This is a genomic window from Nonomuraea sp. NPDC051298, from assembly GCF_055586305.1.
Window position 1 is genome coordinate 85699 of the sequence record NZ_JBVJIM010000017.1, and the last position, 23334, is coordinate 109032.

Genomic DNA, 23334 nt, shown 5'->3' on the forward strand with positions numbered 1-23334 from the left:
ACGAACCGCCTCTCCACCACGACGACTCGCGCACCCTACGGGGAGCATCGAGGTGGGGGCAACGGGTTTGCTCCGGATGCGAGCACGCGCCGGCCCAGGTCCGCCACGGGGTCCAGTCCCGCCTGAACGGGCCTGCCATGCCCGGCCCACGCACCGAAACCCACCGGCACGACCGGCACGGTGGCACGGGCGCACCCGAACAGCGGGACCAAGTCGCGTGAGTCCACCGCAGCGGCGAACCGCCGGTCATGACGGGACCCGGTGACGGCAGGCCGGCCGTACCTCGACGAGGAGCGCCGCCGGTTTGACCTTGACGTTGCGTCAACTTCTAGCATCGGGGCCATGTCGATCACCGTTCTTGACACCTGCTCCGCCATGCGGCGGATCCTGCTGGCCCCGGTCGCGGACCGCGCTGACCTGCTGCGTTCGATGCTGGAGCCCAACAGCGGCATGTACCGCTACCACCCCGGCGAGGTCGATCTGGTGGCCATGCACCGCGCGACGTCCGGGTTCCCCATCGACCGCGACGAGGAGCGTTGCCTCGATGCGCTCGAAACCCTGGCGGCGGCCGGAGCGTGGGAGCGGATGCAACGCGCGCTCGACGACGCTCTCGCCGTCCTGCTGGAGGCGACGCCGGGGCTGGAGGCCCCGGACATCACCGTGCTGTTCGTCCTCGGCGATCCGGCTGACAAGCACTTCATGGGTCCCTGCCTGGGAGTGACCGGGTTCGGCGGCATCTCGGGCAACATCGCCATCACGTTCTGGCCCTTCCCCGAGAACGTGGAGCGGCTGGAGGCCACCGCCGTGCACGAACTCCACCACAATCTGAGGTTCAGCCCGGGCGGGGTCGTGTGGGACCCGATGACCGTCACGGTCGGCGAGCACATCGTCTCCGAGGGCCTGGCCGACGCCTTCGCCCGCCAGCTCTACGGCGACGAACTCGGCCCCGCCCGCATCGGCGTGCCGCACCTGCACGACGACGCGGTCTTCGACAAGGTGCTCACCGGGCTCGACGTGACAGGCATGCGGAACTTCACCGCCTGGGCGCACGGCGACCCCGGCGCCGAGCACCTCGGTGTCACCCCGGTGGGGCTGCCGATGGGCGCCGGTTACGCCGCGGGCAACCGGCTGGTCGACACCTACCTGTCGGTGACCGGGAAGACGGCGGCGCAGTCCCTGCACGCCCAGAGCTCGGAGATCATCGCAACCACGCTCCGCCGCGGGTAACACTGGAACGATGGAGTGGACGATCCAGGAACTCGCGGCGAGGGCCGGCATCACCAGCCGCACCCTGCGTCACTACGACCGCTTCGGGCTCTTGGCCCCGTCCCGGGTCGGCGCGAACGGCTACCGCTACTACAACCCCGCCGCGGTCGCCCGGCTACAGCGGATCCTGCTCATGCGCCGCCTCGGCATGGGCTTGCCGGCCATCGCCGAGGTCCTGGCCGACGAGGTGGACACGTGCGACGGGCTCCGCGCCCACATCACCGCACTGGAAGAGGAACGGGACCGCATCGAACGGCAGATCCGGTCCGTACGTCACACGCTCGAGGCCCTGCAGGCGGGGGCGGAACCGCGGATGGACGTCATGTTGGCGGGGTTCAACGACGGCTACCAGGACGAGGTGATCTCACGCTGGGGCGAGCACGCGTTCCGAGTGAGCAACGACTGGTGGCACGGCAAGAGCCTCGACCAGCAGCGGGCCTGGAAGCAGGACACCAAGGACCTCGTCGCCGCATGGGTCGCCGCAGCGAAGACCGGGGCTTCCCCGACCTCGGAACACGCACAGTCGCTGGCTGCCCGGCACGTCCAGTGGCTGAGCCGGATCCCGGGTACCCCTACGGCCGAGGGCGACAGGGAGCGTTCGATCGAGATGGTGAAATGCCTGGGGGACATGTACGTCGACGACTCCCGCTTCACCGCCATGTACGACGACGCCGCGGGAGCGACGTTCGTCCGCGACGCGCTGCAGGCGTACGCGCGGACCCGGATGTAGCCCGGGTGGTAGGCAGAGATGACCAGTTCCGCGAGACCGGGTGGGCGGAGCTGACGTCGGAGTACGCCGCCGAGGTCTGCGCGGGTGTGGACCGGCCGCGCGCGGTCCTTCGCGGCTGACCCGTCCGCTCGAACGCCACGACAGCGTCGCGGAAGGGCCGTGACAGCCCCCTCCTCGTGGTCGGTTCCGACAGTCTCGAACCGGCTGCGGACCTGTCCACCCGTACGGACATGGAGCCGCCGCGACAGTGGGCACGACACCGTCCGGAGCGAAACGATTACAGACGGAACGAGAGCACCACGGCCCGCAGCCCACGCGACCCTGGAGACGATCATGGACAGCCCCACCGGCGCCCACCCCTTCGTCATCGACCCCACCGGCCGCGACATCCACCAGGAAGCCGAGCACATCCGCGCCCTCGGGCCCGCCACACGGGTCGAGCTGCCCGGCGGCGTCCAAGCCTGGGCGGTGTCCGGGCAGCCGCTGCTCCGCCGCCTGCTGACCGACGCCCGCGTGTCCAAGGACCCCTATCAGCACTGGCCGGCCTGGATCAAAGGCGAGATCTCCCCTGACTGGCCCTTGTTCACCTGGGTGGCCGTACGCAACATGTTCACCGCCTACGGCTCGGACCACCGGCGGCTGCGCGGGCTCGTCTCCAGCGCCTTCACCGTCCGGCGCACCGCCGCGCTGCGGCCCCGCATCGAGGCGATCGCCCATGACCTGCTCGACGAGCTGTCCGACGCACCCGACGGGACGCCCGTGGACCTGCGCGAGCGTTACGCCTACCCGCTGCCGATCAGGGTGATCTGCGAGCTGTTCGGCGTCGACGACGAGGCCACCCGCCAAGAGGTACGCCGCTGCGTGGACGCGTTCTTCCACACGGGAAAAGCCTCCGAGGAGACCGCCGACGCCTACCCGCGCCTGCAGGGGATCCTCCGCGGCCTCATCGCCGACAAGCGCGGCAACCCCGGCGACGACCTCTCCTCTGCCCTGATCGCCGTCCGCGACGGCGATTCACGCCTGTCGGAGGACGAACTCGTCGACACACTGGTGCTGTTCCTGAGCGCGGGCCACGAGACCACCGTCAACCTGCTCGACAACGCCATCTTCGCCATGCTCACCCATCCCGACCAGCTTGCCCTCGTCCGCGACGGCCGCGCCACCTGGGACGACGTCATCGAGGAGACACTGCGCAGCCAGGCGCCCCTCGCGAACCTGCCGCTACGCTTCGCCGTCGAGGACATCGACCTCGGCGACGGCCTCACACTGCGCGCGGGCGACGCCATCCTCGCCTGCTACGGGGCCGCCGGACGCGACCCGGAGGTGCACGGCCAGGAGGCCGACCAGTTCGACGTCACCCGCGTGGCGAAAGAACATCTGGCCTTCGGCTACGGCGTCCACCACTGCCTCGGGGCGCCCCTGGCCAGGCTGGAGGCTTCGATCGCGCTGCCCGCGCTGTTCGACCGCCACCCCGCTCTGGCCCTGGCCGCCGACCCGGAAGAGCTGCTGCCGCTGCAGTCCTTCATCTCCAACGGACACCGCACCCTGCCCGCCCTCCTCACCCCCTGAGTCGGGCTCGCCGCGAGATGGAGTCGCTCGTCAAGGAGACGGCGGGCCGACGACCGGGTTCCACTCGCGTACGGAGAGCACGTGGACGCCGGGTGTGCGGTAATACGGGTCCGTGGCGAGGATGGCGTCCAGGCCCGCGCGGTCGGTGGCGAACACGAGCAGCGCCCCTGTGTCATCGGCCCATGGGCCCGCGGCGACGAGGCGGCCCTCGCCGTGCAGGCGGTTGAGGAACGTGCGGTGGGCGGGCCGGGCGGCGAGGCGCTCGGGGGTGGCGGTGAAGGCCAGTTCGAGGACGTACATGGGGCCGAGGGTAGGTTCGGTGGCGTGAGCGGGTCTGTATCGGCTGATACGGCCGGTTGGCGGTCGCTGTCCGGTGTGCCGCTGCTGGCCGGGCTGCCGGACGAACGGTTGCGCGTCCTGTGGGAGGTCTCCCGGCCGGGCGAGCATCCCGCCGGGCACGTGTTGTGCCGGGCGGGGGATGCGGCGACGCACCTGGTGCTGCTACTGCGCGGCCGGGTGTCGGCCACCGTGACGACGCGGGCCGGGCGGGTCGTCAGGCACGGGGAGTGGGACGGCCCGTGCGCGCTGGACAAGGTGGCCCTGATCGACGGCGGTGCGCATCCGGCCACCCTCACCGCGGTCACGCCGTGCTCGGTACGAAACCTGCGCCGCGAGCCCTTCCTCGGCCTGGTCGACGACGCGGCGTCCGTACGGCGGCAGGTGCTGCGGGTGCTCGCCGGTCAGGCGCGCGCCGGCCAGGAGCGGTTCGTGGCCGCCGCGACCCTGCCCGCCGAGGCGCGGCTGGCGTCCTGGTTGCTGGGGGAGGCCGCCGGGCACGGTGTCGTCACGCTGCCGGGAGGCCAGGAGGAACTGGCCGCGCTGCTCGGCGTCACCCGGGTCACCCTCAACCGGGCGCTCTCGCGGCTACGGCGCGACGGCCTGCTGACGGTGAGCCGCGGCACGGTCACCCTGCTGGCCCCGGAACTGCTCGAACGACGAGCCCACGGCTGACCCGCGGGCGGGCGGCCGACCGGTGCGGGCCCGTTCACGCTCGCAAAAGCCTCACGATGTTCCGGGCAGGCCCATGAGCAGCCGTTCGATCGAGGTGCCGGGCACCTCGTCCGACGTCGATCGTCCTCCACCGGCGGTGAGGAAGTGGCGGCGCAGGCGTTTCGAGGTCGGCGCGCCTGTTCTCGCTCAGTCGGGCGGGTACGGCGGTCCGAGGCTCCACACCCGGATCCGGCCGTCGTCGCCGCCGGAGACCGCCACCGGGCGGCCGTCCAGGGGCCCGACCGCCACCGACTCGATCAGGCCCCGATGGCCGAGGAGCGCGGTGCCGATGGGCGTGCCGGTGGCCAGGTCCCAGACGCGTACGGTCTCGTCCCGGTAACCGCCGGACACCACTACGGCGCGGCCGTCTGCCAACTCGCCCGCGGCCAGGCCCAGGGCCCAGCTCCGGTGGCCCTCGAACGGCTCGCTGATCGGCGCGGCGTTCGCCAGGTCCCAGACCCGTACCGTGTGGTCGCCGTCGCCACCGCCCGAGATCGCCACCGGGCGGTCGCCGAGCCGCCCCACCGCCACCGACTCGACCGGCCCGCGATGGCCCTTGGCGCGCTCGGCCACCCGGGCGCCGGTGGCCAGGTCGGAGACGTGGATCCCGCCGGCGTGGTCACCGGACACCACGACGGGGCGGCCGCCGAGCTGCCCCACCGCGACCGACAGGACCCACGCCGGACGGGCCGCGAACGGCTTGCCGATCGGCGCGCCGGTCGTCAGGTCCCACGCGCGTACCGTGCCGTCCTGGCTGCCGGAGGCCGCCACGGGACGGTCGCCCAGCCGGCCGACGGCCACCGACTCCACCGAACCTTGGTGCCCGGTGAAAGATTCGAGGAGCGGCGTGCCGGCCGCCAGGTCCCACAGGCGGGCCGTGCCGTCGAGGCCGCCGGAGACCGCGATGGGGCCGCCGCGTAACAGCCCCGTCGCCACCGACCAGACCGGCCCTCGGTGGCCCTTCAGCACCGTGCCCACGGGAGCGCCGGTGGCCAGGTCCGCCACGGCGACGGTGCCGTCGTAGCCGCCGCTGACCACGACCGGGCGGCCGTTCACCTGACTCAGCGCCACCGACAGGACCCACGCCTGGGGGCCCGCGACCGGCTCGCGGACGAGGTGCCCGAACGGGGTCCCGGGGTCGGGGGAGAGGAGGTTCGTCAGCCCGTACGCCGCCGGCACCACGGCGACGGCCACCCCCGCCGCCAGCGCCCGCACCAGGCGGCGGCGGCCCACGGCCGCCCGGGGGCCGGGCAGGGGCCGCTCGTGGGTGAGGGCGGTGAGCAGGTCGGCGACGGTGGGCCGGGAGGCGGGGGCCTTGGCCAGGCAGGCGGCCAGCAGCGGGCGGAGGTGGCCGGGAACGCCGGTCAGGTCGGGTTCGCGGGTCATGACCGCGTTCAGGACCACCGCCGTGATCGTGCCGGGGAAGGCCCGGTGGCCGGTGGCGGCGTACACCATGGTCGCGGCCCAGGCGAACACGTCCGAGGCCGCACTGGCCCGGTCGCCGTCGAGCAGCTCGGGCGACAGGTGCGCCGGGGTGCCCACCAGGCCGGAGCCGGTGGTGGACTGTTCGAGGACGCGGGCGATGCCGAAGTCGATGACCACCGGCCCCTCCGGTCCCATGATCACGTTGCTCGGCTTGAAGTCCCGGTGCACGACGCCGGCTCGGTGGATCGCCTGCAACGCCGTCAACGTGGTGATCGCCAGCCGGTCCAGCCCGCCGCCGGCGCGCGGCCCGTCCCCGGCCACGAGCGCGCCCAGGGACGGGCCCCGGACGTACTCGCTGACCACGTACGGCTGCCCGTCCGCGATGCCCGCGTCCAGCACGCGCGCGGTGCAGAACGCCGCCACCCGCCGGGCGATCTCGGCCTCGCGCAGGAAGTGCCCCTGGGCCTCGGCGTCGCCGGCCAGGTGAGCGTGCAGCGTCTTGACGGCCACCGGCCGCCCCCTCGAGGTCTGGCCCAGATAGACCACCCCCTGGCCGCCGGCCCCCAGGACGCCGGTCAGCCGGTGGCCCGCGATCCGCAGGGGATCGCCGTCGCCCAGCGGGCGCGGTTCGGACGTGACGTTCCCCTCTCCCGGCCTCACAGGCGAACGCTACAAGCCGCCGGGAAGGAGCGGAAGCGTCGGCCGCAGGCCGGAAGCGAGATCGAGGCCAGCGGCTCAGGCGACCAGGCGCAACAGGACCGGTACCGGCGTCGCGGCGCCGTCGAGCGGGGAGTGGCCCGGTACGGCGTCATACTCGGTTGCAGTCCATCGACGACTGTGAGGTGAACGATGCCGAGCACCGTGCTCCGCCACGCTTTTCACGTCCCTGCTCCGCCGCCCGTGGTGCTCGCGCACCTCAGCGAGCCGTCGAACTACGTCGGCCTGTCGCCCCTCGTGGTGGCGGTACGCGACGTGCGCCGGGAGCCCGGCGAGGTGCGGTTCGTGGCCGTGGAGCGGTTCCGATTCTTCGGCCTGGTGAAGTACGACAACCCGATCGAGGTGACGTTACGCGCCACCGAGGAGGGCGTCGAGGGCGAGGTGGACAGCCCTGGCGGAGTGCGGCTCGGCTATCGGTTCGGGCTGACCGCGGACGGCGCGGGGACCGCGGTCGAGGACGTGCTGACCGTGCACGCGACGCTCGGCCCGGTGCTGCGGTACGCCGTCCGCAAGGCCCGCCAGGTGCAGGTCGCCCGCGCGGACATCCTCGTCGGTCGGGCTCCCACGCTGACGTGAACGGCGGCGTGGACGGTACGGCCACGCCGGATCGCCGCCTGCGCTTCGGGTGGGGAAGTCAGGGCGGTCCGAGCACGTCCGGGGTGACCAGGGCGTTGGCGGTGGCGGCGAAATACTCCTCGGGGGCGGCGTCGGCGAGGCCGAGGACGACACCCTGGCCAAGGCCGACCAGGAGCGCGCGCAGCGCCGTGGCCCAGAAATTTTTCCGCAACCACCATCACGCGGTTCTCAGTACCCGGCGCAAAGATGGACGCAAGAACCTGTTCACGCTCGAAAGGTTTGCCCGGCACTTCTGAAGGACTTTTGCGCTTTGCCGGATCGACTAACACCTTTGTGGTGAAATGCGCGGCTCCGATCTGAGGTCAGGAAAGCTCTGGACGGCGCTTGTCGTCGAGTCGCGTGGCGAACGGCGATACATCCCGACGGCTTGCTCCACAACGGGCGTCCTTCGCGGCAAAGCCATTCTGCGCAGCCCGGCTATGGGATCGGGCCGGCCGCCGAATCGTGGAGTCTGATCGGCAGAGGAACCGCTCGTTCCGCCGTGTCCGCCAGTACGGCGACGCCGCGCTAAGATCGCGTCCCGTGCGCTCGGATGGTTTATGGCGGATTTTCAGGATTGGATTAGTAGGTCTGGTTCTTGCGGCGGCGGCCGCGGGCCTGGTGTTCGGTGACGCCTGGCTCTGGGCGGCCGTCGAATGGTCGCCGCCGGCCTATGCGATGTCCTACACGAGCGGCGGGTTTGACACCCTGACGACCGCGGCGCTGCTCGTGGCCGCCCCGGTGAAGGCCGCGCTCCTGTGGCTGATCCTGCGTGCCCCCGTGCCGGGACCGCTGGACCGCCGGGCGAAGGCGCTGCGCCGACTGCTGTATCTGGCGGTGGCGGACGGCCTCGTGCTCTGGTATCCGATCGCACTGCTCCCCGACGAGGTCGACCTGGCATTCCAGCTCGCGCTGTGGACCGCGATCGACCTCCTCTACCTGCTCGTCATCCGCTGGCGGTCCCGCATGCTGCGTGCGGCGGCCGGCGCGATGTTCGCGCTCGAGCTGGCCGGGGTGGTCAACCTGCTGCTCGACGAACTCGACCTCCCAGAGCTTGGACCGGGCGGCGTCGTCGAACTGGGCTTGATACCGGCCGGAGCGGCGGCGACCGTCATCACGGTCGTCGGGCAGTGGCGCGACGGCCGGTGGAGCCGCGGCACGCAGGTTGCCGGGTGGTTGTCGGCGAGCGTCTACGTGCTGGTGATCCTGCTCGACGTTCTCTTCGAAAGGATCTCCGGCGGCTATCTGGCGATGATGGTCATGGTGAACGCGCTGGGGCTCGTCAGCACCGTGTGGAACGCGGCGACCGCCCGTGAACTGCCCACTCAGGACGGCCCGGCGGACCTTCCGCCCGCGCGGCGGCCCGTGATCCGCCTCGCGGTGGCGGCCGTGACCGTACTGCCGATCATCGCACTGGTCCACCCGGAGCAGCACGCGCGCCTCACCTACACCGGCTGGTCGACGGGCTGCTACGAACGCCCCAGCTTCGGCGATTTGAAACCCGCGGAACGCGACGCCGCGTTCCTGTGCCGGGCGCGGAGCACAGATGGCGGAGTCCCGCCCATGTTCCCGGACAGCCTGTCGGACCAGGCGATCCTCGCGTACGGACGGGCGCTGTGCCGTACGGAGGACCGCGACGAGCAGGAGGCGATGCTGACGCGGGCCGGGAGCGCGCGGCCCGCCTGGGGCGCGGACCCGTGGGACCTCGTCTACGTGTGCCCGCAGATCATCGGCACAACCCACCCCGAGCTGCTGCGGTCGACCGCGCAGACGAAGGCGGCGAACGCCGCCTACATCGCCGAGAGGAACGCCGCGTGCCGCGACCCGTGGCCCGGCACGAAGGGTGTCGTCCAGGCAACGGCCCATTACTTCCTGTTCGTCGACGGCGATCCCGGCTATCTGGTCCACGACCCCGAGGACGAAGCGGGCGAGGAGGCGGCCGAGCGGGCGATGGACAGGGTCTACGACGACAGCACCCAAATCGGGGTGGCCGGCAGCGTGGCGCTCATCGGGCACCTCGAAGACGTCGTTGGCCTGTGCCTGACAGTGAAGGCCTTCCGCACCGCGCCGCCACGGCGGACGGCCGGGTGGTATCAGGTCAACGAGGTGTCGATCGTCAGCCGCAGCGGCCGGCTCACCGTGCCGGAGAGGGGCGAGGGCGGAGAGGTGGGCGCGGGCGCCCCGATGCCGAACCTGGCGATCGCGGGGAAGGGCCGCTACCGGCTCCGCGTCTACATGCGGGTCGGCGACGCAGGGGAGGAGCACCTGGTCGTCGTGTTCCCGGGCACGTCGAGGAAGAGGCTCAAACTGAAGCCGTGAGCAGCGGCGGGGCGTACGCTCGCCTCAGCCGCGCCTCTGGTCGTGAGTGAGCGCGGAGTGGCGGGACGCGGGCAGCCGGGCAGCCGATTAACCGGTGGTGACGTCGATGGTCATCCCGCGACAATGGCCGACATGAAGGATGTCAAAGTTGTCGTCGCCCACCATGAGTGCGCGACTCTGCGCGTCGGTGACGTGTTCCTGAAGATCGACGCTGATCAGAGGCGTACCGACGTCGAGGTCGAGGCGATGGCCATGGCACCGATCCCGACTCCGGAGGTCCTGTGGCGGAAGCCGCCGGTGCTCGCGCTCGCCGCCGTCCCAGGGACGGCACTCGGCCGCCTCGGCGAGCCGTCGACCGCGTCGTCGGCGGCGTGGGCCGCAGCCGGAGCCGCCGTACGGATGCTGCACGACGCGCCGCTGCCGCCATGGCCTGGTCGAAGCGTCGACGAGTTGGCATCGCACCTCGACACCGAATGCGAGCGGCTCATCGCGAACGACATCCTTCCCACGGACCTGGTCACGCGCAACCGCCAGATTGCCGAGGCCGCGCTCCGGCCGTGGACACCGGTGTTCACACACGGCGACCTGCAGCTCGCCCACGTGTTCATCGACGGCGACAAGATCACCGGCGTGATCGACTGGTCCGAGGCGAGCCAGGGCGATGCCCTGTTCGACCTCGCCATCTTGACGCTCGGACACGAGGAACACCTTGGCGACGTCGTCGCCGGCTACGGCGGCGACGTCGACCTCGACGTGATCCGCGCCTGGTGGTCGTTGCGAAGCCTGATGGCGGTCCGCTGGCTGGTCGAGCACGGCTTCGACCCGTCCGCGCCGGGCTGCGAGGTCGATGTGCTGAGATCCCGGATGTGAAGCCGCACGAGCCCGACGGCGCACGAGCGCGGTTCCGCCTATCGGGCGGGCCGGTTCCTGAAGCGCCTCGCCTTCCGGACTGGGAAGGCGTGGCCTCGCGCCGCCGGGATCCGCGGCGCGGGTGGTCTCAGCCGCCGGGTCCGGTGGGCTGGATCGGGGCGTCGTCGCCGTTCTCGGGCAGATCGCCGCGCTCGACCGGGCTCGGCGGCGGGGAAGGCGTCCCGTCGCCGACGGCCGGCCGGGCACCCTCCGCCGCCTGCTTCAGCACGGCCCGCTCGACCTGCCCGGCCTGGCTGGTCAACCGCAGGTAGTGACCGGCGCGCACCGCGATGTACTCCTGCCGCCCTTCGTGCTCGGTGTACCAGCCGTCGCCGTCCCGCTCACAGGTGCCGACGCACTCGTACGGTCCCCGATCGACCCGCAGCTCCACCTGCTCGCCGCCGGGCGCGGTGTAGACGGCGCCGAAGCCTTCCTCGCCCACCGCCCCGACCGACTGCTCGGCCAGCTCGTATCCGGGCAGGTCCACCACGTACATCAGGTCGGGCGCCACGCCCTGCCGGGCAGCCTGGTCGATCACCGCCTGGCTCAGCGCCGAACCGGAGCCGCAACCGGACAACACGACCAGCACCAGCAGCGCGGGCAGCGTACGCATCGACATCCTCCCAGTCTGACGCGCAGGATTCGATCCGGCCGAAAGAGTCGGAAACGTGAGCTTCCGGATTTTTCATGGCAAGGACTTCCCGGCGGCCGGCATCTATCTGGCAGCACGTTCACCTGGAAGGAGCGGGGTTCCGTTCGCCGCGCTCCACGGCGGTTGTGAAAACATCGGGACCGAGAAGCGGAGCCCGGAACGCCGGAACTCGCCGCCCCGGACGGACACAGACGGGATGTGACCCACCAACCACCCGGCCCTGAGCCGAGCGACGCCGTCCTATGGGATCAGCAGACCGCGGAAGCGTTCGGTCTGCTGTTCGACCGCCATTCCCAAGCCGTGTACAACCACTGCTTCCACCGGACCGCCGACTGGGCCACCGCGGAAGATCTGACGTCAGTGGTGTTCCTGGAAGCCTGGCGCCGCCGTGGGTCCATCCGCCTGGAGAGGGAATCCGCGCTGCCCTGGCTGCTCGGGGTGGCCAACAACGTCGTACGCAACCAGAACAGGTCACGCCGCCGCCACCGGGGCGCGCTGGACCGGCTCCCCACCCAGACCGCGGAGCCCGACCACGCCGACGACGTCGCCGGACGGCTGGACGACGAGCGGACGATGCGTCGCATCCTGGCCCTGGTCAACCGACTGCCCCGGTCGGACCAGGACGTGATCGCGTTGTGCGTGGGAGACGGGCTCGGCTACGCCGAGGCCGCGCTCGCCCTCGGCATCCCGGTGGGGACGGTCCGATCGCGGCTCTCCCGGGCCCGCCGCAGGCTCCGGGAACTCGAGGTCGCCCACGGCCACGAACAGGGTGAGGCCGAAGCATGGGGGAGCGTCGGATGACGCTGCCGCTGTCAGAGGAGGAGACATGACACTACCGCCCTGGCCCGACCGGGATCTCCCGGCTGCCCGTCGACCTGCCCTGCGGGAGCACCTCGTGGCCGAGATCTCCCGGCCCCGGCGTCGCCTCTCCCGGCGAGCGGGCTGGCTGGCCGCGCTGACCGGCGTGGTGACCATCGCGGCGGGGGGAGCCGCCGTGGCCGGCCAGGTCTGGGACGGCGGCGGCGCGGCCACCACCGAAAGCGTCGCCTGTTACAGCACCGCCAGCCTCCGGGGCGACACCGCCGTCGTCAGCAGTCGTGACGAGGATCCCGTGGAGACGTGCGCCGACCTGTGGCGGGAGGGAGCCATGGTGGAAGGCGTCAGCCAGGCGCCCGCCCTGGTGAGCTGCCTGACCGATGGGGGACCCGTCGGAGTCTTCCCTGGTGGGGAGGAGACCTGTGCGGCTCTGGGGCTGCGCGCCAGCCGCGACGCGGGTCCCGCCGAGCGGGCGGAGGCGATCGGCGTGCGCGCCGTACGTGACGAGTTGATCGCTCGGTTCAGGAGGTGCGTGCCCAAGGAGGAGGCGGTCTCCGTGGTGCGCGGCGTTCTCGCGGCAAAGGGCCTGCACGGGTGGGAAGTGCGGGTCGAGCCGAGCGCGGAAGGCGGCAAATGCGCCACCTTCGGCATGGATCAGCAGACCAGATCGGTGTATCTCGTCATGATGAACCAGCCCTGACCGTGCCCGGTGCGCGGGGCTTGGCGCTTGGCGCGCCGGGCACCGCGCGCCGGGCTGGTCGGCAACAACCCCCGCTCGCGGACCCATGGGGTCATCGAGTCTGAACCTGATCATTAAGCTGGGCGCTTCATCAATTGTCCGCCGGGCCCGAATGGCATGGACTTCGTCACGTGACACATACAGCTTCTTCCTCCGCGAAGAGAACGGCGATGGTGACCGGGGCGGCTCGTGGCATCGGTGCCGCGGTGGCCAAGCGGCTGGCGCGGGACGGCCTGGCGGTGGCGGTCATCGATCTGGACGAGGCGGACTGCGCCGGAACCGTCGAGGCGATCAGGAGCCAGGGCGGCACCGCTCTGGCGCTGGCCGCCGACGTCGCCGACGCCGGCCTGGTCGGCGAGGCCGTCGCGAGGGTGGTTTCCGAGCTGGGGCCGCCGACGGTGCTCGTCAACAACGCCGGCGTCGGCCCGCGCGCAGATCTGGTGGAAATGACCACCGAGCAGTGGGACCTGGTCCTGGGAGTCAACCTGCGCGGCCCCTTCTTTCTCACCCGCGCGGTCGTCCCGTACATGATGGAGGCCGGGTGGGGACGCATCGTCACCATGTCGAGCATCTCCGCCGTGGGAGACGCCGCCCGGGTCGACTACGCCAGCGCGAAGGCCGGGCTGATCGGCTTCACCAAGTCGCTGGCCATCCAGCTCGGACGGTACGGCGTCACGGCCAACGCCATCGCGCCGGGCTTCGTCGTGAGCGACATGACCAGGGCCTCGGCGCAGCGGCTCGGCATGGAGTTCGAGGAGTTCCAGCGCAGGGCGGCCGAGTCCATTCCGGTAGGCCGGGTCGGGCAGCCCGAGGACATCGCGCACACCGCTTCCTACCTGGTCAGCCCGGAGGCGGGGTTCGTCTCGGGACAGGTCGTCTACGTCGCCGGCGGACCAGTGGGCTGAACCTCGCCCCAGCCGGGAGCCGCCCCGGTCAGTCCGCCGAGGGAACGTCCGATACCGAGGGGGAGCGTGAGGCGATCTTGTTGTCGCCGGACGTCTCTTCCTGGGAGCGGTTCGAGGCGAGGTACCACGTGCCCCACTCGTCGAGCAGCAGGACGATCTTCTCCAGGCTCCTGCCCGTGGCGGTCAGCGAATACTCGACCCGGGGCGGCACGTCGCGGTAGGCCGTACGGGCGACCAGTCCGTCGGCCTCCAGCTCGCGGAGTTGCCTGGTCAGCATCCGCTGCGTGATCCCGTTCATGGCGCGCATCAGTTCGCCGAAGCGGTGCGTCCTGTCGAGGAGCTTACGGACGATCGCCAGCTTCCAGCGACCGCCGAGCATCTCCATGGCCACCTCGACGGTGCAGTGCTCCGGTAGCTGATCGAGGTCGCTGCGCACGCCGGTTACCTCCATAGGTATACAGATTGACACTACAGCACAAAAATGACCGTACTTGCCGCTTCGGCAGCCCGGTGACGAAGCTGATGGCATGCCCCTCGACGAAAGCGCCGATCCGCGTGCCGCCGAACCCGCCCGCGGCCATCCCCGCAGATGGGCGGTGCTGGCCGTGCTCTGCACGAGCCTGTTGCTCGTCGGTATCGATCTCACCGTGCTGCACGTCGCCGTACCCGGAATCACCCGGGACCTGATGCCGGACCCCGCGGAGCTGCTGTGGATCGTGGACGTCTATTCGCTCACCGTGGCGGCGCTGCTGGTCACCTTCGGGACGATGGGAGACCGCCTGGGGCGGCGGCGAGTGCTGTCGGCGGGCTTCGCCGTCTTCGGCGGGGCCTCGGCCGCCGCGGCGTTCTCCAGTACGGCGGTGCAGCTCATCGGCGCCCGGATGCTGCTCGGCGTGGGCGCGGCCATGATCATGTCGTCCACGGTGGCCGTCATCAGGTCGGTGTTCCCGGACGAGCGTGAGCGCGCGGTGGCGCTCGGACTGTGGACGGCCGCCCACAGCGTGGGCGCCACGATCGGTCCCGTCGTCGGCGGCGTCCTGGTGGAGCGGTGGTGGTGGGGAGCGGTGTTCCTGGTCAACGTGCCGGTGGTCGTCCTCGTCCTGATCGGTGGCCGCCGGTTGATCCCCGAGTCCAGGGACCCCGTGCGGCGTCGATGGGATCTGTGGGGCGCCGTCCTCTCCGCCGCCGGCCTGGCGATGGTCGTCTTCGCGCTCAAGCGGCTGGGCGGCGAGGGGGCCGTGATGACGATCGTCCTGGGGGCTGCGGGGCTCGTGCTGCTGGGGGCGTTCGTCGCGCGGCAACTGCGGGTGAGCCGGCCGTTGCTCGACCTGTCGTTGTTCGCCGATCGCCGCTTCAGCGTCGCGGTCTTCGGCGTCCTGTGCTGCTTCGGGAGCTATACCGCACTGTTGTTCTTTCTGACGCAGTGGCTCCAGCTCGTCGAGGGCCTTTCGCCCGTGAGTGCCGGGCTGGTGCTCATGCCGCTGGCGGCGGCCAACGCGGTGGGGGCGACGGGAGCACCTTGGGTGGCGGGGCGGCTGGGGCTCCGGGCAGCCGTGACGGTGTCTTTGGGGGCGTTCGCCGCGGCGCTCGCCGTACTGGCGGTGGTGGGTGCGGACGCGCTCTCCGCGTTGATCGCGGCGGGGGTGGGGGCAGGTGTGGTGATGACGCTCGGCGCTCACATCATCATGTCGGCGGCTCGCCCGGAACGAGCCGGGGAGGCCGCCGCGATCCAGGAGACGTCGTTCGAGCTCGGGGCCGGGCTCGGCATCGCCGTTCTGGGAACCGCCCTCGCGTCCCTCTATCGGACGGCCCTGCCTGCCGTGCCCGGGCTCCGCCCTCAGGACGACACCGTGGCGCGCGAATCGCTCGGCGCGGCCATCACGGTCGCCGCGCGGCTGGACGACGCCACCGGCGCCGCCCTCCTCCGGGCGGCCAGAATCGCCTTCGACCACGGCTTCACCGTCATTCTGGCCATCGCCGCCGTGGTTCTCACGGTGACGGCGGGACTCTCCGCGCTCCTGCTCCGCGAACGCGACCGCGTACGCGTACGCCGCGCGTCCTGACCCCGGCCGCCCGGCGAGGACGAGTGAGTCTCCCGGCGGTCCTGGCCCCAGCCACTGTGGGCGACGACAGGCCGACACGACGGTCACGCGGAAGCGGGAGCGGGCGCGCCGAGCTTTCCGGCCTGCTCCCAGGGCGCCCGCTATCGCGGGAGGTCCGCTCCGGTGGTCACCACGATCTTGCCGAGATAGTGGCCGTTCTCGCTGAGCCGGTGGGCTTCGGCGGCCCGGTCGAGCGGATATTCGGCGGCGATGGGCAGCCGCACCGCAGCCAGTTGTCCCGAAATTTCGGCAAGTTTGATGGGATGGTGTGATCCGCTGGAGAAGCGGACCCCATACCGGCTCGCCGAGGGATCGGCGATGGTGACCACCTTGTCCGGATCGCCGGTGAGCCTGACCGACAGCTCTGCCACCTCCCGCCCGGAGGCGTCCAGAACCAGGTGAACCGGCTCGTCCACGCGCCGCTCCAGCCCCTCGCCGTACCTCACCGGGCGTACGCCCAGCTCGCGCAGGAAGTCGTGGTTGGCCACGCCGGCCGTACCGATCACTCTCAGACCCGCGGCGAGCGCGAGCTGCGCGGCGGCCAGCCCGACGCCGCCCGCGACCGCGTGGATCAGCAACGTCTGCCCCGCCGCGGGCGCGAGCAGCCCGAGCGCCCGGGTGGCGGTCTCGACGGCCACCGGCAGCGCCGCCGCCTCGGCGAAGCCGAGGTCCGCGGGCTTGTCCGCCAGATCATCCGGTACGGCCAGCACGTAGTCGGCCAGCGCACCGGAACCCCGCCCGATCACCGCCTGCCCCGCACGCCACCCCGTCACCCCCGGCCCGATCGCGTCGATCACGCCCGCGAACTCGATCCCCGTGCCCGTCGGCCCCTCCGGCGGCGGGCCGAACAGGCCGCCGCGCAGCTTCCAGTCCACGGCGTTGACCCCGGCCGCCTTGACCGCCACGCGAACCTGCCCAGGCCCGGGAATCGGGATCGCCACCTCGTCCACGCGCAGCACGTCGGCCTCGCCGTGCTCGGAGTAGCGCACCGCCCGCGCGGTGACCAGCAGCACCGCCTTGCCGACGAGTTCGCGCGCCTCCAGCGCGGCGTGCGCGCGAGCCGCCTGATCCAGGGGTACGGCCAGCCCGATCGCAGGCGTGATCCCGGCCGCCATCGTGCGCGTGGCCAGCCGGTGGAACTCCTCCGGCGAGAACTGCACCTGCTCCATCCCGACCACCCGCACGCCACGCCGCTCGGCCTCCAGGGGATCGACGACGGCCGGTCCGCCGCTGGGCACCCCGTACGCGAAGAACACCCCACCCCGCCGAACCATCGCGAACGCGTCGGCCCCCACCTGCCCGCCGACCCCGTCGAAGACCACGTCGAAGGAGTCACCCGCGACGACGTCGGGGTAGTCCACGGCCTGTGCCGCGCCGAGTTCCAGCGCGCGTTCACGCTTGGCGGCGCCGCGCGCCGCTCCCACCACGTGGGCCCCGGCCCTGACGGCCAGCTCCACCAGCGCGAGCCCGAGCGCCCCGCCGGCCCCGGTGACCAGGACCCGCCGGCCAGGTTTCAGCTCCGCCGCCTCGACCAGGCTCAACGCCGCCGGTCCCACCTGCGACAACGCGGCCGCCCGGCTCATCGGCAACGCCTCAGGAACCGCCACGGTGGTGGCCAGGTCGGCCACGGCCCGCTCGGCGTATCCGCCCCCGGACGGCAGCAGCGCGGCCACCCGCCGCCCCTTCCAGGCGGCGTCGACGCCCTCGCCGACCGACGACACGATCCCGGCCACACCGGTGCCGGGCACGTACGGAGGCTCGTGGCCGAACCACTCGCGGCCCCAGCCGCCGCGCAACTGCGCGTCCAGGGACATCACGTCGACGGCGGACACGTCGATCACCACCTGGCCGGGTCCTGCGGTCGGGTCGGGGGCGTGGCGGAGCCGGAGCACGTCCGGCCCGCCGAACCGGGTCACTTCGACGATGTTCATGCCTGGCAGTGTGCAACCTCAACCAAAGCAGAGGTCAACTTCCGAGCCTCGAAGCTTGCCTGCCTACCGGGTGATCCCCCGGATGGCACGACGTTTGGGGGATGAGCATCTTTCGATTTTCCGGAATTTCGATTTTATGGTTGAATCGGGGCATGTCATCCATCCTCAGCACGCTCCTGATCACGGCGCTGGCGGCCCCTGCGACCAGCGCCGCCGCCGTCCCCGCCGACCTCAAGGACGCTGAGTCCGTACTCGCCTACATCGAGGCTCATCCCGACGACGTCGCGCTGGTGACGCAGGGCATCAGTCACAACGCCGACCGCCTCGCCCCCGTGGCGTCGGCCGTCAAGATCACCCATCTCGCCGCCTACGCCGACGCCGTTCGCAAGGGAAAGGTCAAGCCGGACGAACGCGTCCCCACGGCCCTGTGGAACGCCTACTACCTGCCCGGTACCGACGGCGGTGCCCACGAGGCGGCGCTCAAGCGGCTCAAGCCCGGTGCGAGCGCCACGCTCGACCAGATCGTCTCCGCCATGATCGAGGAGAGTGACAACGCCGCCGCCGACCTGCTGCGCGACCGGCTCGGCCCCGGCGCGCTACGCAAGATCGCGCAGACTCACGTGGGCTCCTATACCGGCGAGATGCTACGCGCCTTCGGCGGCTGCACGCAGCCCGCCGACGTCTGCCTGAAGAACTACGTCAAGGCCGGTAAGCAGGTGCAGCTCACGCTCCCCGCTTTCGCCCGGCAGGCCGCCTGGAGCGCAACCGTGAGCCGCATCGAACCTGCCGTTCTGCACAAAGTGCTCGCCGGGCTCAGGAAGGACAAGACGGCCAGCCGGCACTTGGAATGGCCGATGCGCCAGCCCGGCGCCGACCCCGGCAAACTCCTCATCGGAACCAAGGGCGGCGCCATGCCCGGCGTCATCAGCGAGGCCATGTACACCGTCCGACCGGGCGAGAAGCCGCGCGAGACCGTCCTCGCACTCAGGCGACTGCCCGAGGCGACCTGGTACTCCGGGATTCGCAGCTATGCTCATCAGCAGTTCATCGCGCGGATGGCAACGGATTCCGCCTTCCTGGAGAAGGTCCGGGCAGTATTGAAGTGAGGCAACCCTGACCAGTGCCGACGAGCGGCTCCGGGACCTCGAGGCGCGGGTCGCCGCCCTCGAGGCCGCGCGCAACCCCCCTGAGCCACCGGCGGTCGGCGACGACACCGGCGTGATCACCTACGGCGGGCAGGCCAGGCTCGGTGACTACCACTGGATGTGGGAGGTGACCCGCAGTCCCGGATGGCTGCTTCAGCAGCCGACCGGGCCGCTGGCCACCGTGCTGGCCGCCGCCGGGCACCCGGCGCGCTTCGAGATCCTGCGGTTGCTGGTCGTCGGGCCCAAACAGGTCGCCGACCTGCAGGCCGAGTTGGCGCTCGCCTCCCCAGGCCAGCTTTATCACCATCTCAAGACGCTGGCCTCGGCCGGACTGGTCGAGCAGCCGGAGCGTGGGGTCTACCGGGTGCCGCCACACGTCATCTTCCCCGTACTGGCCCTGGCCGCCGCCGCGACCGACGTGGTCGAGCGCTCCGGCACTCCGGCGGATCCTCGCTGAGGTGCAGGGGTACGGCGTCGCTGTCCTCGCACCCGCGTGCCGTCCCGAGACCGGCGCTCATCGGCTGCGCGCCGCGGCGACCGCCGGCACGATGCCCAGCGCCAGGATGCCGCCGCCCATGGCCAGAAGGGGGTAGTCGGCTCCGGCGACGAGGCCCGAGGCCATGCCTCCGGTGGCGCTGGCGATGGCGACGGAGACGTCGACCAGGCCCTGGGTGCTGGCGCGGGTGGTCGGCGGGACGGCGTCGGTGATGATCGCGGTGCCGGTGACGAGGCCGAGGTTCCACCCCAGACCCAGCAGCGCGAGGGCCACCGCGAGCGGGACGACGGAGTCGTCGGGGGCGTTGGCGGCAACGACTCCGGCGGCCAGCAGGGCCAGCGCGGAGGCGACGGCGATCGTGAGAGGGCCGTGGCGGTCGACGAGCCAGCCGGTCAGGGGCGACGGCAGGTACATCGCGCCGAGGTGGATGGCGATGACGAGGCCGGAGGCGGCGGCGCCGTGGCCGTGGTCGTGCATGTGGACGGGCGTCATGGTCATGATCGCGACCATGACCAGTTGGGTGAGCACCATGACCAGCGCGCCGGCGAGCACGCTGAGGCGGAGCCTTTCGACCGCCGTTGGCGGAGGGCCGCTGGTGTCGCCCGGCTGCGCGTACGCCACGGCGGTGCGTTCGGCCTCCAGAGCGCGGGCCAGCAGCAGCGGGTCGGGGCGCAGCCAGACGGCCAGGACCAGGGCGGCCAGCGCGTAGGCGATGCCGGCGAGCAGGAACGGCCCGGCCAGATAGGGGATGCCGAGGGCGAGAGCGAGGTCGCCGGTGGGTGCGGCGAGGTTGGGGCCCACCACGCCGCCCACCGTGGTGGCGACCAGCACTGTCGACACTGCCCGGGCACGGCGCGCGGGGATCGCCAGATCGGCCCCGGCATAGCGGGCCTGCAGATTGGTGGCCAGGCCCGCGCCGTAGCAGAACAGAGAGAGGAACAGCAGGACGGAACTGCCGGCGACGGCGGCAGCGATGACGCCCGCGCTGCCCACGGCCCCGGCCAGATACCCGGCGGCGAGGCCAGGGCGGCGACCGCGGGCCTGCGAGACCCGCCCGACGGCGAAGGCCGCCAGCGCGGAGCCGGCGGTGCCCATGGCGCTGGGCAGACCGGCAAGGCTGGTGGAGCTGAGCAGGTCCTGCGCGAGCAGGGCGCCGACGGTCACGCCCGCCGCCAGCCCGGCGCCGCTGAGTACCTGAGCCGTGACCAGGACGATCAGGGTACGGCGCTGCGCCTGAACGCGCGGGAGGCCCTCGATCCGGGCAGGCACGGTAGTCATGACGAGAGAGTCCTCATGAATTCGATAGGCAGTGACCCGGCCGGACGCCGCCATCGGCGCGGTTCCGACAGGTGAGGTCGGCAGGACGAAGGACCGGCCCGGCGGAGCAGCGTCACACGGCCGGCGAGCCTTGGGGCGAGGCCGGATTCGGAAGGCGTCGACGAGGTGGGCGGCCGGGACTTGGCTTCGATCCCCACCGGATGTGCCGCGACAGCGCACCGCCCTCAACGGTGTGGCAGGCCCAGCCGGTGAAGGCGGCGAGCTGACCGGCCCTGCCGAGGCATCGGTTCGCGCGTCCGGGGCTGCGCGGTCAGCCCCGGACGCCCAGGTCCAGGCAGTCGATCAGCCCAGCTTCGGTGAAGGCGGCCACCAGTTCGTCCCGGCCCTCGGTGAAGTGGGCCCAACTGTCGTAGTGGACAGGCACCACCCGGCGGGCGCCGAGGATCTTGGCAGCCTCGGCGGTCTGGGTGCTGTCGAGGACGATGAGCGCGCCGTCGAAGAGGACGCGGAAGCGGGGAGCCCCGGCGAAGAGGATGGCGGTCTCCACCGGGCCGAAGCGTTCGGCGATCCGCTTGACCACGTCGAGCGAGGCGTTGTCGCCGCTGACGTAGACCGTGGGCAGGCCCTCCCCGGTCAGGACGAATCCGACGACCTGGCCGGTGATCGGTTCGACGTCCTCGCGTGCGCCGGGCCCGTGGATGGCGGGCACGCCCGTGACGGTGATCGTGCCGCCGCCGGGGCGGTCCAGTTCGATCGACTCCCAGTCGGCCAGGCCCTTGGCCCCGTTCCCCAGGCGCTGCCCGCCCCCGGGTGTGGTGAGGGTGAGCGGGACGTCGGCGAGCAGTGCCCGGCCGGAGTTGTCGAGGTTGTCGGGGTGCTCGTCGTGGGAGAGCAGGACCACGTCGATACGGCCGAGGACGGCCGGTTCGGCGGAGGAGGGCGCCGTCTTGGTCAGCTTGCCGCCCGGTACGTGGTACTCGCCGGGAGCGTCGAACGTCGGGTCGGTCAAGAACCGCAGGCCGCCGTACTCGAACAGGGCGGTCGGGCCGCCGAGAACGCGGACGGGGATCTGCTGAGTGGACGCGCTGGTGCCGGGCATCGAGGAACCTCACGGATGGGAAGCGGTTTATCCGTGAAGGACGGTAGCGGTGTCTCACGGATGAGCGCAAGCCGTACCATGAGAGTCATGAGCGAGCCCCCGACCGCCGAGTCTGTGCTGCCGCCCGCGCCGGGGGCGGACGCCTACCTCGCCCTCGACTTCGTCAACAGTGCCATCGCGCTGCCTGGAGGGCAGTTCATCGATCTCCTCGGCACCCCTGCGGCGACGAACCGGTGGCTCGCCGAACGCGGCCTCGCTCCGGCCGATGCCGGGGTGCAGGACATGTGCGCGACGCAGCTACGCTCGTTGCGCGAACACGTCAGGGCACTGTTCGCCGCCCGGGTCGCCGGGCTGCCCGCCTTGCCCGCGGCTCTGTCCGCCGTCAACGACGCGCTGAGCGGGGCTCCCACGGCCGCCCTGCTGTACTGGGACGAGAAGAACGGCCCCTACCGCGCGGCGCCGTGCCCCACCAACGCGATCCTCGACCGCGCTCTTGCGATCCTGGCGGCCAACACGGCCGACCTCCTCACCGGCCCCGACGCCGAGCGCCTCACCGCCTGCGGTTCCACCTCCTGCAACCGCTTCCTGCTGCGCCACGGCCGCCGCCACTGGTGCTCCGTACGCTGCGGCGACCGTGCCCGCGCCGCCCGCGCCTACGCCCGACGTACCCAGTCGAAGGCGGACTGAGCCGCCCTGACCGTCTTGCCGGTGCATGCCGAACTTGCCCGTTATGCAAGGATCAGGGTCGTGGAAATCCTCAAGGGCGGACAATTCACACCTGCGGCGGACGGGTCCGCCGACTTCGTGGAGCACCTGAGCGTGCCCGCGCTCAGCTTCGGCACGTACTCCATCCCAGCGGGCGCGATGGACGGACAGTCGCCGCACAACGAGGATGAGATCTACGTGGTGACGCAAGGACGCGGCTCCTTCACCTCCGGCGGCCAGACCATCGAGGTCGGCCCCGGGACGACCCTCTTCATCCCGGCCCGCGAAGAGCACCGATTCCACGACATCACAGAAGACCTGGTCACCCTGGTCTTCTTCGGCCCCGCGTATTCCGGGATCCCGCAGCCCTAGGGCCTTTACGAGGCAGATCATGAGGTTGTTCGGCGCTGATCATCCAGCTTGGCGGGTCATCGCTCAGGGCCTCCCGCGTCCCCGGCCCATTCCCGTATGGAATGCTTCTGCTGAACAGTTGGCGTTCGGCGTATGCGGGGATCATGCCCGACAACTTCCTGAACGGACCCCTGACCGACGACCGGTTGACGCTGTGGCGAGAACGGCTCTGGAGGTGCTCAGTGCGAACACGCGAGCACTTTTACGAACGACACGGCGCACGCCGCACAGACGAGCGGATGTGCCGTTTTGAGCTGCGCGAATTCGAATACGCCTGGTCGGTGAACTGATCGGCCGAATGCGCCCCTCGGACCTGCACGGACTTCGGATCTTCAGATGGATTGAAGCCTTCGGGCCCACAGGATGGCTCCGCGTGGATGAATGCCGGCGAGGTCGCCTGCAGGAGTCTTGTCGAATCGGAAAGCCTGGCCCACGCCATTCCTTGATCCGATTGA

General features: G+C 71.4%; 24 protein-coding genes. 16 read left to right on the top strand and 8 right to left on the bottom strand.

Features of this window, described 5'->3' with window-relative positions:
* Positions 1–342: 342 nt before the first annotated feature.
* From ACZ6S0_RS37295 to ACZ6S0_RS37305, 3 genes are all read left to right on the top strand, one after another.
* Positions 343–1227, top strand: a complete 885-nt coding sequence (locus ACZ6S0_RS37295) for a DUF2268 domain-containing putative Zn-dependent protease (RefSeq protein ID WP_465924035.1) — start codon at positions 343–345, stop codon at positions 1225–1227.
* A gap of 10 nt (positions 1228–1237) precedes the next feature.
* Positions 1238–1996, top strand: a complete 759-nt coding sequence (locus ACZ6S0_RS37300; protein ID WP_465924036.1) for a MerR family transcriptional regulator — start codon at positions 1238–1240, stop codon at positions 1994–1996.
* A gap of 333 nt (positions 1997–2329) precedes the next feature.
* Positions 2330–3565: a cytochrome P450 family protein gene (locus ACZ6S0_RS37305; RefSeq protein ID WP_465924037.1), complete on the top strand. Its 1236-nt coding sequence runs from the start codon at positions 2330–2332 to the stop codon at positions 3563–3565.
* A gap of 30 nt (positions 3566–3595) precedes the next feature.
* Here the strand turns inward: ACZ6S0_RS37305 and ACZ6S0_RS37310 are convergent, their stop codons facing one another.
* Positions 3596–3865 carry a YciI family protein gene (locus tag ACZ6S0_RS37310; protein WP_465924038.1) on the bottom strand — a complete coding sequence of 90 codons (270 nt, stop codon included), beginning with the start codon at positions 3863–3865 and terminating at the stop codon, positions 3596–3598.
* A gap of 24 nt (positions 3866–3889) precedes the next feature.
* Here ACZ6S0_RS37310 and ACZ6S0_RS37315 point away from each other — a divergent pair, with 24 nt between their 5' ends.
* Positions 3890–4576: a Crp/Fnr family transcriptional regulator gene (locus ACZ6S0_RS37315; RefSeq protein WP_465924039.1), complete on the top strand. Its 687-nt coding sequence runs from the start codon at positions 3890–3892 to the stop codon at positions 4574–4576.
* 186 nt (positions 4577–4762) lie between these two features.
* Here the strand turns inward: ACZ6S0_RS37315 and ACZ6S0_RS37320 are convergent, their stop codons facing one another.
* Positions 4763–6700 carry a serine/threonine-protein kinase gene (locus tag ACZ6S0_RS37320; RefSeq protein ID WP_465924040.1) on the bottom strand — a complete coding sequence of 646 codons (1938 nt, stop codon included), beginning with the start codon at positions 6698–6700 and terminating at the stop codon, positions 4763–4765.
* Positions 6701–6889: 189 nt separating this feature from the next.
* Here ACZ6S0_RS37320 and ACZ6S0_RS37325 point away from each other — a divergent pair, with 189 nt between their 5' ends.
* Positions 6890–7333 (top strand): SRPBCC family protein, encoded by a 444-nt coding sequence (locus tag ACZ6S0_RS37325; RefSeq protein ID WP_465924041.1) that lies wholly within the window; start codon positions 6890–6892, stop codon positions 7331–7333.
* Positions 7334–7391: 58 nt separating this feature from the next.
* Here ACZ6S0_RS37325 and ACZ6S0_RS37330 read toward each other — a convergent pair whose 3' ends face one another.
* Complete coding sequence (locus tag ACZ6S0_RS37330; RefSeq protein WP_465924042.1) at positions 7392–7544, bottom strand: hypothetical protein; 153 nt, start codon at positions 7542–7544, stop codon at positions 7392–7394.
* A gap of 293 nt (positions 7545–7837) precedes the next feature.
* Here ACZ6S0_RS37330 and ACZ6S0_RS37335 point away from each other — a divergent pair, with 293 nt between their 5' ends.
* Complete coding sequence (locus tag ACZ6S0_RS37335; protein WP_465924043.1) at positions 7838–9691, top strand: hypothetical protein; 1854 nt, start codon at positions 7838–7840, stop codon at positions 9689–9691.
* 123 nt (positions 9692–9814) lie between these two features.
* Positions 9815–10561, top strand: coding sequence for a phosphotransferase family protein (locus ACZ6S0_RS37340; protein WP_465924044.1), 747 nt, complete (start codon positions 9815–9817; stop codon positions 10559–10561).
* A 127-nt stretch (positions 10562–10688) separates the two neighbouring features.
* Here ACZ6S0_RS37340 and ACZ6S0_RS37345 read toward each other — a convergent pair whose 3' ends face one another.
* Positions 10689–11219, bottom strand: a complete 531-nt coding sequence (locus ACZ6S0_RS37345; protein WP_465924045.1) for a hypothetical protein — start codon at positions 11217–11219, stop codon at positions 10689–10691.
* Between the two features lie 231 nt (positions 11220–11450).
* Between ACZ6S0_RS37345 and ACZ6S0_RS37350 the strand changes: the two genes are divergently transcribed.
* The 3 genes from ACZ6S0_RS37350 to ACZ6S0_RS37360 all read left to right on the top strand — a co-directional run bounded on the left by ACZ6S0_RS37350 (position 11451) and on the right by ACZ6S0_RS37360 (position 13712).
* Positions 11451–12053, top strand: a complete 603-nt coding sequence (locus tag ACZ6S0_RS37350; RefSeq protein ID WP_465924046.1) for an RNA polymerase sigma factor — start codon at positions 11451–11453, stop codon at positions 12051–12053.
* Positions 12054–12078: 25 nt separating this feature from the next.
* Complete coding sequence (locus ACZ6S0_RS37355) at positions 12079–12768, top strand: hypothetical protein (protein WP_465924047.1); 690 nt, start codon at positions 12079–12081, stop codon at positions 12766–12768.
* 209 nt (positions 12769–12977) lie between these two features.
* The gene (locus ACZ6S0_RS37360) at positions 12978–13712 is read left to right on the top strand and encodes an SDR family NAD(P)-dependent oxidoreductase (RefSeq protein WP_465924048.1); all 735 of its coding nucleotides are present in this window, start codon (positions 12978–12980) and stop codon (positions 13710–13712) included.
* A 28-nt stretch (positions 13713–13740) separates the two neighbouring features.
* Here the strand turns inward: ACZ6S0_RS37360 and ACZ6S0_RS37365 are convergent, their stop codons facing one another.
* On the bottom strand, positions 13741–14148 hold the full coding sequence (locus ACZ6S0_RS37365; RefSeq protein WP_465924049.1) for a winged helix-turn-helix transcriptional regulator: 408 nt from the start codon (positions 14146–14148) through the stop codon (positions 13741–13743).
* Between the two features lie 91 nt (positions 14149–14239).
* On the opposite strand from ACZ6S0_RS37365, the gene ACZ6S0_RS37370 reads away from it, so the two are divergent.
* Complete coding sequence (locus tag ACZ6S0_RS37370) at positions 14240–15775, top strand: MFS transporter (RefSeq protein ID WP_465924050.1); 1536 nt, start codon at positions 14240–14242, stop codon at positions 15773–15775.
* A 140-nt stretch (positions 15776–15915) separates the two neighbouring features.
* Here ACZ6S0_RS37370 and ACZ6S0_RS37375 read toward each other — a convergent pair whose 3' ends face one another.
* Entirely contained in the window at positions 15916–17745 is a 1830-nt protein-coding gene (locus ACZ6S0_RS37375) for a zinc-binding dehydrogenase (protein WP_465924051.1), read from the bottom strand.
* A 101-nt stretch (positions 17746–17846) separates the two neighbouring features.
* Here ACZ6S0_RS37375 and ACZ6S0_RS37380 point away from each other — a divergent pair, with 101 nt between their 5' ends.
* Both ACZ6S0_RS37380 and ACZ6S0_RS37385 read left to right on the top strand, forming a co-directional pair.
* The gene (locus ACZ6S0_RS37380) at positions 17847–18851 is read left to right on the top strand and encodes a serine hydrolase (RefSeq protein WP_465924052.1); all 1005 of its coding nucleotides are present in this window, start codon (positions 17847–17849) and stop codon (positions 18849–18851) included.
* A 112-nt stretch (positions 18852–18963) separates the two neighbouring features.
* Positions 18964–19347, top strand: a complete 384-nt coding sequence (locus ACZ6S0_RS37385) for an ArsR/SmtB family transcription factor (protein WP_465924053.1) — start codon at positions 18964–18966, stop codon at positions 19345–19347.
* A 57-nt stretch (positions 19348–19404) separates the two neighbouring features.
* Here ACZ6S0_RS37385 and ACZ6S0_RS37390 read toward each other — a convergent pair whose 3' ends face one another.
* Both ACZ6S0_RS37390 and ACZ6S0_RS37395 read right to left on the bottom strand, forming a co-directional pair.
* Entirely contained in the window at positions 19405–20664 is a 1260-nt protein-coding gene (locus ACZ6S0_RS37390) for an MFS transporter (protein WP_465924054.1), read from the bottom strand.
* 310 nt (positions 20665–20974) lie between these two features.
* Positions 20975–21763, bottom strand: coding sequence for an MBL fold metallo-hydrolase (locus ACZ6S0_RS37395; protein ID WP_465924055.1), 789 nt, complete (start codon positions 21761–21763; stop codon positions 20975–20977).
* Between the two features lie 87 nt (positions 21764–21850).
* Here ACZ6S0_RS37395 and ACZ6S0_RS37400 point away from each other — a divergent pair, with 87 nt between their 5' ends.
* From ACZ6S0_RS37400 to ACZ6S0_RS37410, 3 genes are all read left to right on the top strand, one after another.
* Positions 21851–22450: a CGNR zinc finger domain-containing protein gene (locus ACZ6S0_RS37400; RefSeq protein ID WP_465924056.1), complete on the top strand. Its 600-nt coding sequence runs from the start codon at positions 21851–21853 to the stop codon at positions 22448–22450.
* A 60-nt stretch (positions 22451–22510) separates the two neighbouring features.
* Entirely contained in the window at positions 22511–22840 is a 330-nt protein-coding gene (locus tag ACZ6S0_RS37405; RefSeq protein ID WP_465924057.1) for a cupin domain-containing protein, read from the top strand.
* Between the two features lie 143 nt (positions 22841–22983).
* A complete protein-coding gene (locus tag ACZ6S0_RS37410; RefSeq protein WP_465924058.1) occupies positions 22984–23169 on the top strand; it encodes a hypothetical protein in 186 nt (61 codons plus the stop codon).
* Positions 23170–23334: the final 165 nt, after the last annotated feature.

Coding starts and splice junctions, on each gene's coding strand:
- ACZ6S0_RS37295 (WP_465924035.1), top strand. CDS start 343: ATGTCGATCACCGTTCTTGACACCTGCTCCGCCATGCGGCGGATCCTG.
- ACZ6S0_RS37300 (WP_465924036.1), top strand. CDS start 1,238: ATGGAGTGGACGATCCAGGAACTCGCGGCGAGGGCCGGCATCACCAGC.
- ACZ6S0_RS37305 (WP_465924037.1), top strand. CDS start 2,330: ATGGACAGCCCCACCGGCGCCCACCCCTTCGTCATCGACCCCACCGGC.
- ACZ6S0_RS37310 (WP_465924038.1), bottom strand. CDS start 3,865: ATGTACGTCCTCGAACTGGCCTTCACCGCCACCCCCGAGCGCCTCGCC.
- ACZ6S0_RS37325 (WP_465924041.1), top strand. CDS start 6,890: ATGCCGAGCACCGTGCTCCGCCACGCTTTTCACGTCCCTGCTCCGCCG.
- ACZ6S0_RS37340 (WP_465924044.1), top strand. CDS start 9,815: ATGGCCGACATGAAGGATGTCAAAGTTGTCGTCGCCCACCATGAGTGC.
- ACZ6S0_RS37345 (WP_465924045.1), bottom strand. CDS start 11,219: ATGTCGATGCGTACGCTGCCCGCGCTGCTGGTGCTGGTCGTGTTGTCC.
- ACZ6S0_RS37355 (WP_465924047.1), top strand. CDS start 12,079: ATGACACTACCGCCCTGGCCCGACCGGGATCTCCCGGCTGCCCGTCGA.
- ACZ6S0_RS37360 (WP_465924048.1), top strand. CDS start 12,978: ATGGTGACCGGGGCGGCTCGTGGCATCGGTGCCGCGGTGGCCAAGCGG.
- ACZ6S0_RS37370 (WP_465924050.1), top strand. CDS start 14,240: ATGCCCCTCGACGAAAGCGCCGATCCGCGTGCCGCCGAACCCGCCCGC.
- ACZ6S0_RS37375 (WP_465924051.1), bottom strand. CDS start 17,745: ATGAACATCGTCGAAGTGACCCGGTTCGGCGGGCCGGACGTGCTCCGG.
- ACZ6S0_RS37380 (WP_465924052.1), top strand. CDS start 17,847: ATGAGCATCTTTCGATTTTCCGGAATTTCGATTTTATGGTTGAATCGG.
- ACZ6S0_RS37390 (WP_465924054.1), bottom strand. CDS start 20,664: ATGACTACCGTGCCTGCCCGGATCGAGGGCCTCCCGCGCGTTCAGGCG.
- ACZ6S0_RS37395 (WP_465924055.1), bottom strand. CDS start 21,763: ATGCCCGGCACCAGCGCGTCCACTCAGCAGATCCCCGTCCGCGTTCTC.
- ACZ6S0_RS37400 (WP_465924056.1), top strand. CDS start 21,851: ATGAGCGAGCCCCCGACCGCCGAGTCTGTGCTGCCGCCCGCGCCGGGG.
- ACZ6S0_RS37410 (WP_465924058.1), top strand. CDS start 22,984: ATGCCCGACAACTTCCTGAACGGACCCCTGACCGACGACCGGTTGACG.